Below are 16,347 nucleotides of genomic sequence, written 5' to 3'. Positions count from 1 at the left end.
ACCTCCCCCCGCTTCGGGCCCCCGCGGGCTACCTCCCGGACCCGGCGGAGGCGCCGTAGAAGCGTTTGAGGCTCTGCCCCGGACGCCCGGGGACGCCGAGCTCCTTCCCGTTCACCAGCAGGGAGACCGCCCCCGCGTCGGCGAAGGTGACCCGCACCCCGTTCTTCGCCCGCCACACGGAGGTTTTACCCGCCGGGAGCGTGCCGGAGAACAGGCGGCGCCCTCCGGCGTCCCTGACGGTGAGCCGGGTGGAGCGCTCCGCCCTGACCTGGAAGACCACCGTGCCGTTGCCCGGCTTCGAGAGCGAGGCCTCCTTCCGTGAAGGTTCGGGCGCCTTGACGATGGAGGTGGACGGCGACGGGGCCGGCACCGAGATCTCCCGGACCTCCGCCGTCGTGGTGTCGCCGTCACCGCCCATCGTCTTCACCACGCCGAACACCACCACGACGACCAGCGCGACCCCCATGGCCATCGTCCAGTTGAGCGCGTGACGGTCCCGGATCTTGATGGGCCTCTCCGCCTGGAAGACCCCGGAGGCCCGCACCGGCAGCGGCACGCCGCCGTGCATCTGGTCGAACTCGTGCACCATGGCCTCGGCGTCGATCCCGAGGAACGTGGACAGGTTGCGGACGTGCCCCCGCGCGTAGAAGTCGCCCCCGCACAGGGAGAAGTCGTCCCGTTCGATGGCGTTGATCAGCGCCTCGCGCACGCGGGTGCACCTGCTCAGTTCCTCGACCGACAGGCCCGCCGCCTCCCGCGCCTCCGCCAGCCTGGCGCCGACGCCCATCCGGGCGCCGCGCCCGGCCTCTCCCCGGTCCGCGCCCCCTCGGCCCGCGTCTTCTCGCCCACGCCGTCTCCGGCGGCCCTCCTCGTTCACCGTCGCACGCCTCCCCCGAATCTGACGTTACGTAGTGACGCTCATTCAATCAGTGACGATTCGGGCGCATCACGCGGGGGTGCCCCAACCGGCCCGGCGGCCGTACGGGCCGCCGGACCGGCCGTCAGCCGCGCAGCTCGGCCAGGAGCCCCGGAAGGTCGTCGGGCTTGACCAGGACCTCGCGGGCCTTCGAACCCTCGCTCGGGCCCACCACGTTCCGGCTCTCCAGCAGGTCCATCAGGCGACCGGCCTTGGCGAAGCCCACCCGGAGCTTGCGCTGGAGCATGGAGGTCGAGCCGAACTGGGTGGTCACGATCAGCTCGGCCGCCTGGATCAGCAGCTCGAGGTCGTCGCCGATGTCCTCGTCGATCTCCTTCTTCGCCGTGGCGGCGGCGGCCACGTCTTCGCGGTACTCGGCCTGCATCTGGGCCTTGCAGTGCGCCACCACCTCCATGATCTCCTTCTCGGAGACGAAGGCGTTCTGCAGGCGCATGGGCTTGCTCGCACCCATCGGCAGGAAGAGCGCGTCGCCCTGGCCCACCAGCTTCTCGGCGCCCGGCTGGTCGAGGATGACCCGGCTGTCGGCGAGGCTGGAGGTGGCGAACGCCAGCCGCGAGGGCACGTTCGCCTTGATCAGACCGGTGACGACGTCCACCGACGGACGCTGGGTGGCGATCACCAGGTGGATGCCCGCCGCGCGGGCCAGCTGGGTGATGCGGACGATGGAGTCCTCGACGTCGCGCGGGGCGACCATCATCAGGTCGGCGAGCTCGTCCACGATCACCAGCAGGTACGGATAGGGCTGGTAGACCCGCTCGCTGCCCGGGGGCGGCACGAGCTTGCCCGCGCGCACCGCCTTGTTGAAGTCGTCCACGTGCCGGAATCCGCTGGCCGCCAGGTCGTCGTAGCGGCGGTCCATCTCCCCCACCACCCACTCCAGGGCCTCGGCGGCCTTCTTGGGGTTGGTGATGATCGGCGTGATCAGGTGCGGGATGCCGTCGTAGACCGACAGCTCCACCCGCTTGGGGTCGACCAGCACCATCCGCACCTCGTCCGGGGTGGCGCGCATCAGGATCGAGGTGATCAGCCCGTTGACGCAGACCGACTTGCCCGCGCCGGTGGCGCCCGCGATGAGCAGGTGCGGCATCTTGGCGAGGTTGGCCACGATGGTGCGGCCCTCGACGTCCTTGCCGAGGCCGACGATCATCGGGTGGTGGTCGGCCTGGGCCACCTGCGAGCGCAGGATGTCGCCCAGCGAGACGAGGTCCTTGTCGCTGTTGGGGATCTCGACGCCGATCGCCGACCGGCCCGGGATGGGCGACAGGATGCGCACGTCGGCCGATTTGACGGCGTAGGCGATGTTCTTGGTGAGCGCGGTCACCTTCTCGACCTTCACCGCCGGACCCAGTTCGATCTCGTAGCGCGTCACGGTCGGCCCCCGGGTGAAGCCGATCACCTGGGCGTCGATCGAGAACTGCTCCAGCACGCTGGTCAGCGCGTTGACCACGACCGTGTTGGCCTTCGTCTGCGGCTTGGGAGCGCTGCCCGGCTTCAGGAACTGCGCATCGGGCAGGGTGTACGGCCCCGCCTGCGGGGAGAGCACGAGCTGCTCCACCTTGCGCGGCGCCGGAGTCGGGTCGGGCGGCGTCGGCGCCGATCGGCGCTCCGCGGGCTCCGCGACCTCCGGCTCCTCGGCCACCAGCCCGGGCACGATCTCCGGGGAGTGGTCGGCGAGCCTGCCCGCCGTCTCTGCGAGCACGGGCGTGTCGTACGGCTTGACGCCGTCTCCGGCGTCCCCGGAGCCCTCGGGGGCGTCGGGGCCGGAGCGCGGCTTCTCCCCGCCCTGCCTGCTCCGCGCGGGGCGCTTGGCGGCGGTCCGGGGGGCGCGTGCCGGCAGGGCCTCGCGGGTGAAGATCATATGCCTGATCTCCGCCAGCCGCTCGGGGACCCGGTGCACCGGGGTGGCGGTGATGACCAGCACGCCGAAGCCGGACAGCAGCAGCAGCAGCGGGATGGTGATGAAGATCGGCAGAATGCTGTCCGGGGGCGCGGAGATGATGAACCCGATCATGCCGCCGGCCGCCGACACCTTGTCCATGCCGTCGGAGGGCCCGCCCGAGGGGTACGGCGTGCCGTTGGCGACGTGCACGATGCCGAGCACGCCGGTCGTGAGCGCGGCCCACCCGATCATCATCCGGCCGGTGTCGGTGTTCTGGTCGGGGTGACGCAGCAGCCGCCAGGCCAGCAACGTCAGCAGGATGGGGATCAGCCAGGTCAGCGAGCCGAAGACGCCGCGCATGACGGTGTTGACCACCTCGGAGACCGTGCCCGTGGCGGTCCGCCAGGTCATCGCGGCCAGCACGATCGCCCCGGCGAACACGGCCAGGCCCAGCCCGTCGCGGCGGTGCACCGGGTCGAGCTCCCGCGCGTTGCGCCCCAGAGCCCGTGCGGCGCTTCCGATGCCGCCGGCGATCAGCATCCAGATCCCCACGAACAGCTTGCCGATCATGGTGAGGACCCAGCCGATCGGATCGGGCTGGGAACCGGAGGGGCGGCGCGGCGGCGACGCGGACTTCGCCCGGGAGGCGGGCGCCCGCCTGGCGGAGGCCGTACGGGCAGGGGTGGACCTCGACCGGCCGGAGCCTCCCTTGGCCGGAGTTTTACCTGAGGCGCCTTTAGACGTACGGGTGGCCATGGTAGGAGGCTAACGACAGTGGCCGCCGGGGAGGCGGAGGCTCGCCGGGGACCGGCCCCCTTCCCTCGCCGGAACCGGCGCCTTCGGCGGGACCCGGCCGCGCCGGGTCCCGCGGGAGTCACTTGTAGGCGATGGCCGAGGCGCTGTAGACGCAGCTCACCCCGTCGGCACCGCTGCCGGTCTTGCTCGGCTCGCCGCTGGTCACACCCTTGTACCGCTCGCAGATCGCGATCTTCTTGCTGGAGTCGCCGATGATCGTGACAGCCGAGAGCTTCGCGGTGTCGCCGTAGTTGGAGTTGATGCCCACGAGGGACTTGCCCGGAGCGGTCACCTGCACGTTGGAGACCACGACGTGCCGCGCGTACTGCTTGGAGCAGTTGCCGCAGGAGCGGTAGAGCTTGCCGAAGTTCGCCACCTGGAAGTTCTTGATGACGAAGGTGCCGGGGCCGTTGTGCTGGAAGACCTTGTCGGAGGCGGCCCTGGCCCCGCCCCCGTCGACGGTCATCGTCTGGGAGGCGGAGGTGCCCTTGAAGGTGGCGGCGTCCTCGCCGACGTCCTCCCACCAGACGTTCTTCAGCGTGCAGGTGCCCAGGCAGTGGACGCCGTCGGCCGCGGGGGCGCCGAGGATGACGTTCTGCAGCGTGGCGCCGTCGGCCAGCTGGAACAGCGGGCCCTGGCTCTCGCTCTGGCCGCCGCCGCCCAGGTCACCGGAGCCGTAGAAGCGCTTCATGCCTCCGTCGCGGACGCCGCTGACGGAGATGGTGGCCGTGACGGGCTGCCGGCCGTCGGCGGTGGGCCAGCCCGGCAGCGGAGCGGGGCCGCCCGTCGCGGTCGGCGCCGGGGCGGGCGTCGGCTTGACCGTCGCGGTCGGCACCGGAGTGGGAGCAGGCGCCGGGGTGGAACCGGATCCGGCGGCCTTGAGCGTCCAGCGCTTGCCGGCCGCCGTGTCGCAGGAGTTCTGCTGCACCGGCGCGGCGGCGGCCTTGGAGCTGTCCTTGACGTTGAGGCACTTGGCGCTGCCGGTGTTGACGACCTGGTGGATCGAGCCGCTGACGGCCTTCAGCTCCCAGGTTTGGAAAGCGCTTACTTTACAGGTCTGCTGGGTCACCGCCCTGCCCGCCGAGGTGCCGTCCCCGGCGATCCCGGCGCACTTGCCGCCGGCCGCGGTCAGGCGCTGGCCGCCGGAGACGTTCGAGAGCATCCAGGTCTGGCCGGACCGGCCGCAGGACTGCTGGACGAGCTGCGCGCCCTCCGTCGTGCCCGCGACCTCCAGGCAGAGGCCACTGTTAGCGTTAACAAAAATATACGAGCCCGCCGCCGGGGCAACCGAGGACGCCACCGACGAGGACGCCGCCGCCGGGGCCGCCGCGAGCGTGGCACCCGCGAGGGCCGCGGCCGCGCACACCGCGAGGCGTACCCGGACCGTGATGTTGCTCAACACTTTCATCTCCCTTTATGTCTGGCCTGTCCGAAATATCGGTTTGGCCGGAAAGGTCGCTCCACACCGTAGAACAAGATCTCGACAACCGGAACCGCGGACGGGTGAACGGACGGGGTTTTCGGAAAGCGCCTTCCGTCCTATGTATTGACATAGCGTTCCATGTAGTAGAACCTCCTCCCAAGCAGACGGTTGGGAGGAGAGACCATGTCAGCACTCGACTGGTCCGTTCTGGGCGCTTACTTCCTAGTAATGGTTGGTATCGGCGTCTGGTCGAAGAACCGCATCAGAAGCGTGATGGACTTCTTCACCGCGGGTGGCAGGATCCCGTGGTGGCTCTCCGGCATCTCGCACCACATGTCGGGTTACAGCGCGATCATGTTCGTGGCGTTCGCGGCCGTCGCCTACAACTACGGCCTGGCCATGTACGTCTGGTGGGCGCTGACCATCGGTCTCGGAGTCGGAATCGGCGCTTTCGTCTGGGCGGCCCGGTGGAACCGGCTCCGGTCCAAGCACGGCGTGGCCTCTCCCCTGGAGTACCTCGCCCGGCGCTACAACCTGCCCACCCAGCAGGTGCTGGCCTACAGCGGCGCGCTGCTGAAGGTCGTGGACATCGCGGCCAAGTGGGTGGCGATCGCGGTTCTGCTGCGCGGCTTCGCCGGGATCCCCATCGGCTGGGGCATCCTCATCACCGGGGCCGTCACGCTCGTCTACATCACCGCCGGCGGCCTCTGGGCCGACGTGCTCACCGACTTCGGCCAGTTCGTCATCCAGGGCATCGCCGGCGTCGCCATGTTCATCGCGATCATGTCCCACCTCGACGGCGTCGCGACACTGTGGACCATGTGGGACAAGCTGCCCGAGGGACACGGCGACCCGTTCGCCGGGCCGTACACCACGACGTTCTTCCTCGCCATGCTGTTCATCAAGACCTTCGAGTACAACGGCGGCATGTGGAACCTCGCCCAGCGCTACATGGCCTCCCCCTCGGGCTCGGCCGCCAAGCGCTCGGCGCTGCTGTCCAGCGCGCTCTGGCTGGTCTGGCCGCTGATCCTGTTCATCCCGATGTTCGCCGCCCCGCTCATCGTCCCGGGGCTGGCCAACGCGGAGGACGCCTACGTACGGCTGGCGCAGACCCTGCTCCCGCAGGGCGTGATCGGCCTGGTCCTGGCCGGCTTCTTCTCCCACACCATGGCCATGGTCGCCTCCGACGCCAACGTGATCTCCTCGGTCATCACCCGGGACATCGCCCCCGTGCTCGTCCGCAAGGTGCGGGAGCTGTCCACGCGGGCGGAGCTGACCTTCGCCCGGGTGACCACGTTCGTGTTCGTGCTGATCAGCATGGCCATCGCGATCTCCACCGAGGGCCAGGGCGTCGTCCTGAAGATCGTCGTCGATCTGGTCGCGGCCACCATGGGTCCGATCTCGATCCCGCTGATGCTGGGCCTGCTCCCCTGGTTCAAGCGGAGCGGCCCGACCGCCGCGATCGCGTCGTGGGCCGCGGGCCTGGGCGTGTGGGCCTCCATCAAATGGATCATCGAGTCCAAGGACACCGCGATGGTGGTGGGCGTGCCGCTGGTCACGTCACTGATCCTCTACGTGGCGATCGGCTTCCTGAAGCCGGAGAACCGGCCGGACCGGGACGCCATGGTCGACTCGCTCGACACCGACCCGGAGGAGGACCGGGCCAGGGTGACCGCCTGAGGCCGTAACCGGCACGGAGAAGGGGGACCGGATCCACCCGGTCCCCCTTCCCGGTGCCCTTTACCTGCCGGACTCCAGGGCTTACCTGCCGGGCTCCACGGCTTACTTGTCGGACTCCAGGACGCCGCCGTTGGCCACGTCGGACTTCTCGATTTCGGTGAAGACGATCCGCACCGCCTCGCGGCGGGCCTTCAGGACGTCCACCGCGGCGTCGGTCACCGCGGCGACGAATTCCCGGCGCTGGTCCATGGTCCGCCCCGAGAGCAGTTCGACGGTGATGTTCGGCATGCTGTCCTCCAGATCAATACTGTTGCATCACATGAGACCATATTCCACTACATGAAACAAGGAGGCAGCAGGAGTCGTCGGCGACGTTCCCGGGAGTCACCGGCGGAGGGCCCGGCTCAGCGCCACCCGCCGGGAGTCACCGGCCGGGAGTCACCGGCCGGGAATGCCGGCGGGGGCGCCGAGCGCGGCGGAGACCTCGCGCGCGGCGGAGACGACCTCGGGGGCGAGCCGCTCCAGTTCCTCGCGCGTCATGTCCATCTTGAGCGCGGAGACGGAGATGCCGCCGAAGACACGGCCCGTGTGGTCGAAGACCGGGGCCGCGACGCACAGGACCTCCGGCAGGTTCTCCTCGTCGTCGACCGCGTACCCCCGCGCGCGGACCCCGGCCAGGTGGGCCATGAGGTCCTCGACCGTGGTGAGGGTGTTCGGGGTCCGGCCGGGCAGGCCCGTACGGTCGCAGATGCCGCGGATCTCGTCGGCGGGCAGGCAGGACAGGATGGCCTTGCCGATCGCGGTGCAGTGCAGGCGCAGGCTCATCCCGACCCGGGAGGGCATCTGGTACGGCCTGCGCCCCTCCAGCTTGGAGACGTAGACCGCCTCGTCCCCGCTGCGGATCGCGAAGTGCGTGGTGAAACCGATCCGCTCGTGGAGCGCGTTCAGCGCCCCCGAGGCCTGGCTGGCCGGGTCGAACCGGTTCATCACCCGGCCGGCCAGGGTGAGGATGCGGGGACCCGGCTCGTAGCCCCCGTTCCCGTCGCTGCGCGCGAACCCCCACTCCACCAGCGACTGCAGGATCCGGTGGACGGTCGACTTGGAGACTCCCGTCGCCACGGCGATGTCGGTGACGCGGTGGTGCTCGGCGATCGCCTCCAGCACCGTCAGCGCCTTGTCAATGGAACTGCCTTCCCTAGCCACGCCCGTGAGCCTACTGGTCAGCGCGCCAACCAGCCCCCGTCCACCGCCAGCACATGTCCGTTCACGTAGTCGGACGCGCGCGAGGCCAGGAAGACCGCCGCGCCCACGAGGTCCTCCGGCAGGCCCCAGCGGCCCGCCGGGATGCGCCCGGAGATCTCGGCCTCCCGCACCGCGTCCGCCCGCAGCCGCTCGGTGTTGGCGGTCGCGATGTAGCCGGGGGCGATGGCGTTGACCTGCACTCCGCGCCCGGCCCACTCGCACGCCAGGGCCCGGGTGAGACCCGCGACCCCGTGCTTGGCCGCGGTGTAGCCGGGCACGTTGACGCCTCCCTGGAAGGAGAGCATGGAGGCGATCATGATGATCTTCCCGGTGCCGCGGTCCAGCATCCCCGCCCCGACCACCTGGCTGAGCAGGAAGACCGCGTCGAGGTTGACGTCGAGCACCTCGCGGAAGTCGGCGTAGGAGTGCTCGGCCGCGGGCGCCCTGCGGATGATCCCGGCGTTGTTGACCAGCACGTCGACGCGGCCCAGCCCGGCCGCCGCCCCGGGGATCCGCGCGGGGTCCGACAGGTCCAGGACCCACCGCGAGACCTGCCGGCCGGTCTTGCGGACCTCGGCCTCGATCTCGTCCAGGTCGCCGTCGCGGCCGTGCAGCACCAGGTCGGCCCCGGCCTCCGCCAGCCCCAGCGCGATCGCCCGGCCGATCCCCGTGCGGGCCCCGGTGACGAGCGCGGTCCTGCCCTCCAGCGAGAACATCTCCTCCGGGGCGGGCATCAGCGCATTTCTCCGATCGCGACCTGCTCCATGTCGTCGTAGGCCTGGTTCTCCCCGCCCATCGCCCAGACGAAGGAGTAGCTGCGCGTGCCGAAGCCGCAGTGCACCGACCACGGCGGCGAGATGACCGCCTGCCGGTCGGCGACCACGAGGTTGCGGGTCTCGTCGGGGCGGCCCATCAGGTGGATCACCCGCTGGTCCTCGGGGAGGCCGAAGTAGAAGTAGACCTCGGTCCTGCGCTCATGGGTGTGGCAGGGCATGGTGTTCCACATGCTGCCCGGCTCCAGCACGGTCACGCCGAGTACGAGCTGGCAGCTCCGCACCCCCTTGGCGTGGATGTGCTTGTAGATCGTACGGTCGTTGGAGCCCTCGCTCCCGCCCAGCCGTACCGGCTCGGCGTCCTCCAGCGTGCTCTTCGCCGTCGGATGGTCGGCGTGCGCGGGGGTGGAGACGAGATAGAACGATCCGCCGTCGAAGCTCACCTCCCGGCTGCCCCGGCCGACGTAGAGGCACTCCTTGGGAGCCAGCTCGTACGGCGTGCCGTCCACGGTGACCGTGCCCGTCTCCCCTTCGCCCGCCTCCCCTTCCCCGCCCACGTTGACCACGCCCAGCTCGCGCCGGTCCAGGAAGCGCTCGGCGCGGAGCGGATCGGGGGCGGGCAGGACCGCGGGCCCCGTCACGCCGCCCACCACCATCCGGTCCTCGTGCGAGTAGACCAGCCGCACCTCTCCGGGAGAGAACAGGTCCTCCACCAGGAACCTGGCGCGCAACCACTCGGTCGTCGCGCCCGGAATCTGGTCCGGTGCCGTGGCGTGCCGTACCTCCATGACCCCTCCCTGTTCTGTTACATGAAATTAAAATTCGCTATATAGAACAATAGGAGCATACATCGAGGCCGCCCCCGGCGCATCGGCCGGAGACGGCGGTGTACGGAAATCACATCGCGGAGGCGGCCGTACGGCGGCGCCGGCGCCGCCGTACGGCCGGGGGCCGGACCGGCCTTACGGCCAGGAGGTCAGCCCCCGGAGCTCACTCCTCAGACCTCGATGATCACAGGGACGATCATCGGACGGCGGCGGTAGGCGTCGCTCACCCAGCGGCCCACGGTCCTGCGGACCACCCGGCGGACCTGCTGGATGTCCACCACCCCGTCGGCGGCGTTGTCCTGCAGGGCCTTCTCCACCTGCGGGATGACCTCGTCGAACCGGTCGGGGTCGATGCCCGAGCCGCGCGCGTGGATCTCCGGGGCGGCGGCCAGCTTCCCGGTGGCGGTGTCCACCACGATGATGATCGAGATGAACCCCTCCTCGCCCAGGATCCGCCGGTCCTTCAGGGCGAACTCGGTGACGTCGCCCACCGAGATGCCGTCCACGTAGACGTAGCCGGCCTGCACCGCGCCCACGATCCGCGCGCGGCCGTCGACCAGGTCCACCACGACGCCGTCCTCGGCGATCACGATGTGGTCGTCGGGCACCCCGGTCAGCGCGGCCAGTTTGGCGTGCGCCCGCAGGTGCCGCCACTCGCCGTGCACCGGCATGAAGTTGGACGGCCGGGTCAGGTTGAGCACGTACAGCAGCTCGCCCGCGGCGGCGTGCCCGGAGACGTGCACCTTGGCGTTGCCCTTGTGCACCACCCGGGCGCCCCACCGGGTCAGCCCGTTGATCACCTTGTTGACGGCGGTCTCGTTCCCGGGGACCAGCGAGGAGGCCAGCAGCACGGTGTCGCCCTCGGCGATCCGGATCGCGTGGTCGCGGTTGGCCATGCGCGACAGCGCCGCCATCGGCTCACCCTGGGAGCCGGTGCAGATCAGCACCACGTCCTCCGGCGGCCACTCCTCGATCTCCCGGGAGTCGACGATCAGGCCCGGCGGGACGTGGAGGTAGCCGAGGTCGCGCGCCACGCCCATGTTGCGGACCATGGAGCGGCCGATCAGCGCGACCTTGCGGCCGTGCCTGTGGGCGGCGTCCATGACCTGCTGCACGCGGTGGATGTGGGAGGCGAAGCTCGCCACGATCACGCGCTTGCTCGCCGTACGGATCACCTCGTCGATGACCGGGGCGATCTCCCGCTCACTGGTGACGAAGCCCGGGACCTCGGCGTTGGTGGAGTCGGACATCAGCAGGTCGACGCCCTCCCGGCCGAGCCGGGCGAAGCCTCCCAGGTCGGTCAGGCGGCCGTCGCTGGGCAGCTGGTCCATCCGGAAGTCACCGGTGTGCAGCACGATGCCGGCCGGGGTGCGGATCGCGACCGCCAGCGCGTCCGGGATCGAGTGGTTGACCGCGAAGAACTCGCAGTCGAACGGCCCGAACCGGTGCCGTTCCTCCTCGACGACCTCGACCTTCACCGGCTGGATGCGGTGCTCGGTCAGCTTGGCCTCGATCAGCGCCATCGTCAGCTTGGAGCCGACGACCGGGATGTCGGGACGCTCGCGGAGCAGGTACGGCACGGCGCCGATGTGGTCCTCGTGCCCGTGCGTCAGGATGACCGCCTCGACCCGGTCCAGCCGGTCGCGGATGTAGTCGAAGTCGGGCAGGATCAGGTCCACGCCGGGCTGCTCGGTCTCGGGGAACAGCACACCGCAGTCCACGATCAGCAGGCGCCCGTCGAACTCGAACACCGCCATGTTGCGGCCGATCTCCCCGAGGCCGCCCAGCGCGACGATGCGCAGCGCGCCCTCGGGCAGCGGCGGCGGGGGCCCGAGTTCGGGATGGGGGTGACTCATGCAGTCACACCTCTCTCACGTGTGTCGGCGAACCTCCCACGCGGCAGGACTGCTCCCTCGCCGAGCACTCCGCACCCCACAAGAGGGTCTCTGCTTGCAACGTTCAAACCGTCTTTCCTCCCCAATGCAGTCATTCCCGACCGCGCTCCACCTGAGACCGGTCCCGGCCGCGGTCTCACCGCGCTCGGGACCGGCCCCGGTCTTCCTTCTCACGTCACATCTCCGTCGGACAGCTTCACGCCGCCCGCCGCCAAGTCCGCACGCAGGATCGCCAGCTCCCGCTCCGTGGCCTCCGCCAGCGGCGGGCGCACCGGGCCCGCCGGGCGCCCGACCATCGCCAGCGCCGCCTTGGCCATGATCGCGCCACCGGCCTGCATCATGATCCCGGAGACCACCGGGAGCAGCCTACGGTGGATCTCCAGCGCGCCCGCGACGTCACCGGAGCGGTGCAGCGCCATCATCTCGGCGATGTCCGCGCCCACCACGTGGCCCACGACGCTCACGCACCCGGCTGCTCCGACCGAGATCCACGGCAGGTTCAGGGTGTCGTCACCCGAGTAGAAGACCAGATCGGTGGCGAGCATGACCTGCGATCCGGCGAACAGGTCGGCCTTGGCGTCCTTCACGGCGACGATGCGCTCGTGCATCGCCAGCCTGATCAGGGTCTCGGGCCGGATCGGCACGCCGCTGCGGCCCGGGATGTCGTAGAGCATGACCGGCAGCCCGGTGGCGTCGGCCACGGCGGTGAAGTGCCGGTAGAGCCCCTCCTGCGGAGGCTTGTTGTAGTAGGGCGTCACCACCAGCAGGCCGTGGGCCCCGGCGCGCTCCGCGGTCCGGGCCAGCTCGACGCTGTGGTGGGTGTCGTTGCTGCCCGCCCCGGCCACCACGACGGCGCGATCGCCGACCGCCTCCACGACCGCGCGCACCAGGCGCTCCTTCTCCTGGTCGGAGGTGGTCGGCGACTCGCCTGTCGTACCGCTCACGACCAGGCCGTCGTTGCGCTGCTCGTCCACCAGGTAGGTGGCCAGGCTCTGCACCGCCTCGTAGTCGACCGCGCCGTCCGGGGTGAACGGGGTGACCATGGCGGTCAGCATGCGGCCGAAGGGGGCGTCGGAGGTTGTCGTTGGCGCTGCCATAGACGGAACGGTACCCGGATCCGGGAAAGCGGTGGACTCCGCCACCCCGCTCCGCGCCTCGGCGGCACCGGAACGGACCGCGTCGCGCTCCTCGATCAGGGATCGGGTCACGAATCCGAACATGGGAGCAGAACACGAAAGAGGCCGCCGATATGTGCTCGGGGGTACACACATCGACGACCTCTACCGTTGAATCGACGCTGCTCCGGGACTCGTTACATGCTTCTTCGGATTTTTTCCCTCCCGTGGGGACATCGGCGCGAAGCCCGTAAAGTTGGAGCTCCAAACTCGTACCATCACCCTGGGTTTTCCCTCGGATACGTCAGGATGGGGCAACACCTAGAACCCTGGGATGGCCCCCGTGGCAAGCTCCGATCCGGTCTACCTCCGCGTCGTCGCCGACATCCGCCGTCAGATCCTCGACGGCTCGCTGCCCCCCGACGCCCCGATCCCCTCCCGGGCCCAGCTCACCCGGAGATACGGCGTCGGCGAGACCGCCGCGCGTCACGCGCTGCGCGTGCTCGCCGCCGAGGGCCTGATCGTCGCCCGGATCGGCTCCGGCCACTACGTGCGGGCCAAACCGGTGCTCCTGCCCCTGCACCGCTGGCGGTTCCACGACCACCACGTCCCGTTCGGCGCCGATCTGCACGCGCAGGGCATCCGCACCACCTGGGACCGGCGCAGCGAGGTCGTCGGGGCCACCCCCGACATCGCCCAGCGCCTGCGCCTGGAGGAACCGGCCCCCGTCACCCTGACCCGCTACGTCTTCCGCGGCGACGGCAAGCCCGTCCAGCTCACCACCTCCTACGAGCCCGCCGGGTTCGGCGAGCCCGCCCCCGACGAGGCTCCGCGCGCCCTCATCGGCCGCATGTCCGCCCACGGGGCCAAGATCACCGAGGTGGTCGAGGAGGTTCACACCCGGATTCCCGAGCCCGCCGAGAGCGATCTCCTCGCCCTGCCCGCCGGGACCCACGTCCTGCACGTGGAACGCACCCACTGGGCCGGCGACCGCCCGGTCGAGACCAGCGACATCGTCATCCCCGGCGACCGCTTCCGCCTGGTCTACGCCCACCCGCTGCATCCCTGACCATCCCGCCCGGCGGTTCCCGGAGCCGTCCGGCGGCAGGAAGGCACCCCGCGGGGACGGGCTCCTGCGCAGCGGAACTCCACGCCCTCCCCCGCGGACACCGCGTGATCGGCCGGCGACGGATTGTCGGCGCTCCCTGGTAGAACCGTCGCAGGTTCCCACACCGGAGGTGCCGATTGCGTGTCAAGGACATGCCCCCGACCGACCAGCCCCGTGAGCGGCTCCTCTCGATCGGGGCCACGGCTCTGGCCGACCGGGAGCTCCTGGCGTTACTGCTCGGCTCCGGCGGCCGGGGCACCAACGCGGTCGAGCTGGCCTCCCACCTGATCGCCCACTGCGGGGACCTGCGCGGCCTGGCCCGCTCCGACCCGCACCGCCTGATGTCCGTCCCGGGCATCGGCCCGGCCAAGGCGGCGCGCATCGTGGCCGCCTTCCATCTCGTACGGCAGGCGCAGAGCGAGCCCGAGCGCCGCCGCGTCACCTGCTCCGGAGACCTGGCCGCCGTCGTCTCCCCGATGTTGCGGTGTCTCAGTCACGAGCGCGTGGTCGCCGTGGTCTGCGACTCGGGCGGCGCCGTGCTCCGCAGGGCGATCGTCAGCGAGGGCGGCAGCGATCACGCCATCGCCCCCGTCCGGGAGATCGTCACGACCGTCCTCACCTCCGGCGGCTCCTCCTTCGGTCTGGCCCACAACCATCCCAGCGGCTCCCTGGACCCCAGCCCCGCCGACCTCGACGTCACCGCCCGCCTCCGCCAGGCCGCCGAGACGGTGGGCCTGCGCTTCCTCGACCACGTGATCGTCACCGACACGGCCTGGCGCCGCGTCGCCGGATAGATGCCACCCAGCAGATGCCACCCAGCAGATGCCACTCAGCAGATGCCACCGGACAGGCGACACCGGGCAGGACCGGGATCCCACCGGATGAGGCCGGCCGCCACCGAGCCCTCCAGACGGCGACGGCCGGCAGTGACCTCGTCTCCCTCCCGGAACGAGGCCACGTCGACCCCCGGCAGGGGGCGCGTCAACCTGCCGGGGTGCTCTGATCCGGTGGGCGGGTCCACGCGCCCTCGCAGGTGGACCCGCCCACCGGGCTCCGTGCCCGGCGGATGATGGGATCGCCCGCAGGCGTCCGCCGGGACGTCCCGGCCCGGCGGTGGGGTCTGTCCCACCCCACGCCACCGGGCATGTCTGTCATCGACCGGTCATCGGGCGCTCCCCATCAGCAGCCCGAGCCACAGCTCCTGCGCCTCCTTCGCCAGCACCCACGGCGACTCGCTCACCGTCGCCTTCCCCATCACGCGGTGGGTCCGCCGGATGAACATCAGCCCGCCCGCCTGACAGAGCTCGTAGAACGTCGCCTTGCAGTCGCACGTGTGCTCCCTGACCCGCACCCGATCCGCCCTCGGCCGTTCCGCCCTCCATTCGATCTTCTCGTGTTCCGCCTGCAGGACCCCCACGTGGCGACTGTGGTACCGGCTCACCGGCGTCACGATCACCCCGTCGGTCTCCACCTCCCGGTCGGCCACCCATCAACAATAGGTCACCTCGATACCACTGGTCTAGTACACCTATACATTGGTTAAGTAGATGTACCTTTTACACCAACACGTACCGTTTGGTCTATCATTCGGGCATGCTTGACCGTGAGGGGCCGGTCCCGGTCTACAAACAGATCGCCGAAGAGATTCACGCACGCATCCGGTCAGGCGAACTGGGGCCGGGCGAACCGGTGCCCAGCGAGGCCCAGTTGGAGATCCAGTACGACATCGCCCGGACAACCGCACGACGAGTGGCGCGAGAGCTTCGCGAGCAGGGCCTCGTCTACACCGTCCAGGGAGAGGGGACGTTCGTCGGAGAACCCGGCACCCCTCGACCGGACGATCAGACTCCGGTGTACCAGCAGATCGCAGCGGGTGTTCGGGAGCGCATACTCCGCGGCGAACTGGCGCCGAACCGGCGGGTGCCGAGCGAGAAAGACCTCATGAAGCAGCACGGCGTCGCCAAAGCGACCGTCCGCCAGGCCATGGAGTTCCTCCGCAAGCAGGGGTGGGTGTTCACCATTCCCTACCGGGGCACATACGTCTCACCCTGCGACAAGTGGCCCCAGTCCTGATATATCCCGAGAAACGTCTCCCCTAGTACAGGGGATAATCCCTCTGGTCTATCCCCTCCCCACCGATTTGTTTTAATTTACGATGCGTGAGTGCTCGATCACGAAGGCGCACCCACCTCTACATCCAGATCTCCGACCTCATCAGAAAGCGGATCAGCAGCGGGGGCATCCCCTCCGGCCAAGCCGTATCGAGCGAGGCGGAACTCTGTGACGAGTTCGGCGTCGCCAGGACGACCGCCCGCAGAGCGATCCGGATACTTCGCGACGAAGGGCTCGTCTACGTCGCACAAGGCGAAGGCACGTTCGTCGGCCCTCCCGGCAGAGCCCGGCACCGGAACGGGCCCGTGCCGATGTACCGAGAGATCGCGAACGACCTCGTCCGTTCCATCGTCCTCGGCGATCTCCGACCACGCCGCCCCCTGCCGAGCGAGACCGCGCTCGTCCAACGGCACGGCGTCGCCCGCATGACGGTACGGCATGCGATCAGGATTCTCCGCGAGGAGGGCTGGGTCTACACCGTTCCTCAGCGCGGCAGTTACGTCTCCACACCCGAACAGTGGCCCGGAGAGACGGGAAGAGAAGCTCGATAGGCGGCGCCCG

15 protein-coding genes are annotated in these 16,347 nt (G+C 70.0%); 5 read left to right on the top strand and 10 right to left on the bottom strand.

What is annotated here, in order from left to right; translation table 11 throughout:
• Positions 1–28: 28 nt before the first annotated feature.
• The 3 genes from IEZ08_RS00890 to IEZ08_RS40475 form a co-directional block, all read right to left on the bottom strand.
• Positions 29–787 (bottom strand): helix-turn-helix domain-containing protein, encoded by a 759-nt coding sequence (locus tag IEZ08_RS00890; RefSeq protein ID WP_068921988.1) that lies wholly within the window; start codon positions 785–787, stop codon positions 29–31.
• Between the two features lie 214 nt (positions 788–1,001).
• Positions 1,002–3,572 carry a DNA translocase FtsK gene (locus IEZ08_RS00885; protein WP_068921987.1) on the bottom strand — a complete coding sequence of 857 codons (2,571 nt, stop codon included), beginning with the start codon at positions 3,570–3,572 and terminating at the stop codon, positions 1,002–1,004.
• Positions 3,573–3,690: 118 nt separating this feature from the next.
• Positions 3,691–5,013 carry a pectate lyase gene (locus IEZ08_RS40475; RefSeq protein WP_203863202.1) on the bottom strand — a complete coding sequence of 441 codons (1,323 nt, stop codon included), beginning with the start codon at positions 5,011–5,013 and terminating at the stop codon, positions 3,691–3,693.
• 204 nt (positions 5,014–5,217) lie between these two features.
• Between IEZ08_RS40475 and IEZ08_RS00875 the strand changes: the two genes are divergently transcribed.
• Positions 5,218–6,714: a sodium:solute symporter family protein gene (locus IEZ08_RS00875; RefSeq protein WP_068921985.1), complete on the top strand. Its 1,497-nt coding sequence runs from the start codon at positions 5,218–5,220 to the stop codon at positions 6,712–6,714.
• Between the two features lie 102 nt (positions 6,715–6,816).
• Here IEZ08_RS00875 and IEZ08_RS00870 read toward each other — a convergent pair whose 3' ends face one another.
• The 6 genes from IEZ08_RS00870 to dapA all read right to left on the bottom strand — a co-directional run bounded on the left by IEZ08_RS00870 (position 6,817) and on the right by dapA (position 12,548).
• Complete coding sequence (locus tag IEZ08_RS00870; protein ID WP_068921984.1) at positions 6,817–7,002, bottom strand: tautomerase family protein; 186 nt, start codon at positions 7,000–7,002, stop codon at positions 6,817–6,819.
• Positions 7,003–7,152: 150 nt separating this feature from the next.
• Entirely contained in the window at positions 7,153–7,917 is a 765-nt protein-coding gene (locus tag IEZ08_RS00865; RefSeq protein WP_176728415.1) for an IclR family transcriptional regulator, read from the bottom strand.
• Between the two features lie 17 nt (positions 7,918–7,934).
• Positions 7,935–8,690, bottom strand: a complete 756-nt coding sequence (gene kduD, locus IEZ08_RS00860; protein WP_068921983.1) for a 2-dehydro-3-deoxy-D-gluconate 5-dehydrogenase KduD — start codon at positions 8,688–8,690, stop codon at positions 7,935–7,937.
• Complete coding sequence (gene kduI, locus IEZ08_RS00855; protein WP_068921982.1) at positions 8,690–9,517, bottom strand: 5-dehydro-4-deoxy-D-glucuronate isomerase; 828 nt, start codon at positions 9,515–9,517, stop codon at positions 8,690–8,692. The genes kduD and kduI overlap by 1 nt, the downstream gene beginning before the upstream one ends.
• Before the next feature lie 209 nt (positions 9,518–9,726).
• Positions 9,727–11,412, bottom strand: coding sequence for a ribonuclease J (locus IEZ08_RS00850; protein WP_068921981.1), 1,686 nt, complete (start codon positions 11,410–11,412; stop codon positions 9,727–9,729).
• A 209-nt stretch (positions 11,413–11,621) separates the two neighbouring features.
• Positions 11,622–12,548 (bottom strand): 4-hydroxy-tetrahydrodipicolinate synthase, encoded by a 927-nt coding sequence (dapA, locus tag IEZ08_RS00845; protein ID WP_068928496.1) that lies wholly within the window; start codon positions 12,546–12,548, stop codon positions 11,622–11,624.
• A gap of 361 nt (positions 12,549–12,909) precedes the next feature.
• Here dapA and IEZ08_RS00840 point away from each other — a divergent pair, with 361 nt between their 5' ends.
• The gene (locus IEZ08_RS00840) at positions 12,910–13,635 is read left to right on the top strand and encodes a GntR family transcriptional regulator (protein WP_189241454.1); all 726 of its coding nucleotides are present in this window, start codon (positions 12,910–12,912) and stop codon (positions 13,633–13,635) included.
• A 176-nt stretch (positions 13,636–13,811) separates the two neighbouring features.
• Complete coding sequence (locus IEZ08_RS00835; RefSeq protein WP_068921979.1) at positions 13,812–14,468, top strand: JAB domain-containing protein; 657 nt, start codon at positions 13,812–13,814, stop codon at positions 14,466–14,468.
• Between the two features lie 368 nt (positions 14,469–14,836).
• On the opposite strand, the gene IEZ08_RS00830 is transcribed toward IEZ08_RS00835, so the two are convergent.
• Positions 14,837–15,160 (bottom strand): hypothetical protein, encoded by a 324-nt coding sequence (locus tag IEZ08_RS00830; protein WP_203863204.1) that lies wholly within the window; start codon positions 15,158–15,160, stop codon positions 14,837–14,839.
• A 107-nt stretch (positions 15,161–15,267) separates the two neighbouring features.
• Here IEZ08_RS00830 and IEZ08_RS00825 point away from each other — a divergent pair, with 107 nt between their 5' ends.
• Together IEZ08_RS00825 and IEZ08_RS00820 are read left to right on the top strand one after the other, a co-directional pair.
• Positions 15,268–15,747, top strand: coding sequence for a GntR family transcriptional regulator (locus IEZ08_RS00825; protein WP_189241453.1), 480 nt, complete (start codon positions 15,268–15,270; stop codon positions 15,745–15,747).
• A gap of 86 nt (positions 15,748–15,833) precedes the next feature.
• Positions 15,834–16,337, top strand: coding sequence for a GntR family transcriptional regulator (locus IEZ08_RS00820; RefSeq protein WP_189241452.1), 504 nt, complete (start codon positions 15,834–15,836; stop codon positions 16,335–16,337).
• Positions 16,338–16,347: the final 10 nt, after the last annotated feature.

The sequence above is a fragment of the Planobispora rosea genome, from assembly GCF_014648175.1.
Lineage (GTDB): Bacteria > Actinomycetota > Actinomycetes > Streptosporangiales > Streptosporangiaceae > Planobispora > Planobispora rosea.
The sequence above is the reverse complement of the archived record's forward strand: the minus strand, read 5'-3'. Positions and strand labels throughout refer to the sequence as shown.

Coding starts and splice junctions, on each gene's coding strand:
- IEZ08_RS00870 (WP_068921984.1), bottom strand. CDS start 7,002: ATGCCGAACATCACCGTCGAACTGCTCTCGGGGCGGACCATGGACCAG.
- kduD (WP_068921983.1), bottom strand. CDS start 8,690: ATGCCCGCCCCGGAGGAGATGTTCTCGCTGGAGGGCAGGACCGCGCTC.
- IEZ08_RS00890 (WP_068921988.1), bottom strand. CDS start 787: ATGGGCGTCGGCGCCAGGCTGGCGGAGGCGCGGGAGGCGGCGGGCCTG.
- IEZ08_RS00885 (WP_068921987.1), bottom strand. CDS start 3,572: ATGGCCACCCGTACGTCTAAAGGCGCCTCAGGTAAAACTCCGGCCAAG.
- dapA (WP_068928496.1), bottom strand. CDS start 12,548: ATGGCAGCGCCAACGACAACCTCCGACGCCCCCTTCGGCCGCATGCTG.
- IEZ08_RS00825 (WP_189241453.1), top strand. CDS start 15,268: ATGCTTGACCGTGAGGGGCCGGTCCCGGTCTACAAACAGATCGCCGAA.
- IEZ08_RS00875 (WP_068921985.1), top strand. CDS start 5,218: ATGTCAGCACTCGACTGGTCCGTTCTGGGCGCTTACTTCCTAGTAATG.
- IEZ08_RS00850 (WP_068921981.1), bottom strand. CDS start 11,412: ATGAGTCACCCCCATCCCGAACTCGGGCCCCCGCCGCCGCTGCCCGAG.
- kduI (WP_068921982.1), bottom strand. CDS start 9,517: ATGGAGGTACGGCACGCCACGGCACCGGACCAGATTCCGGGCGCGACG.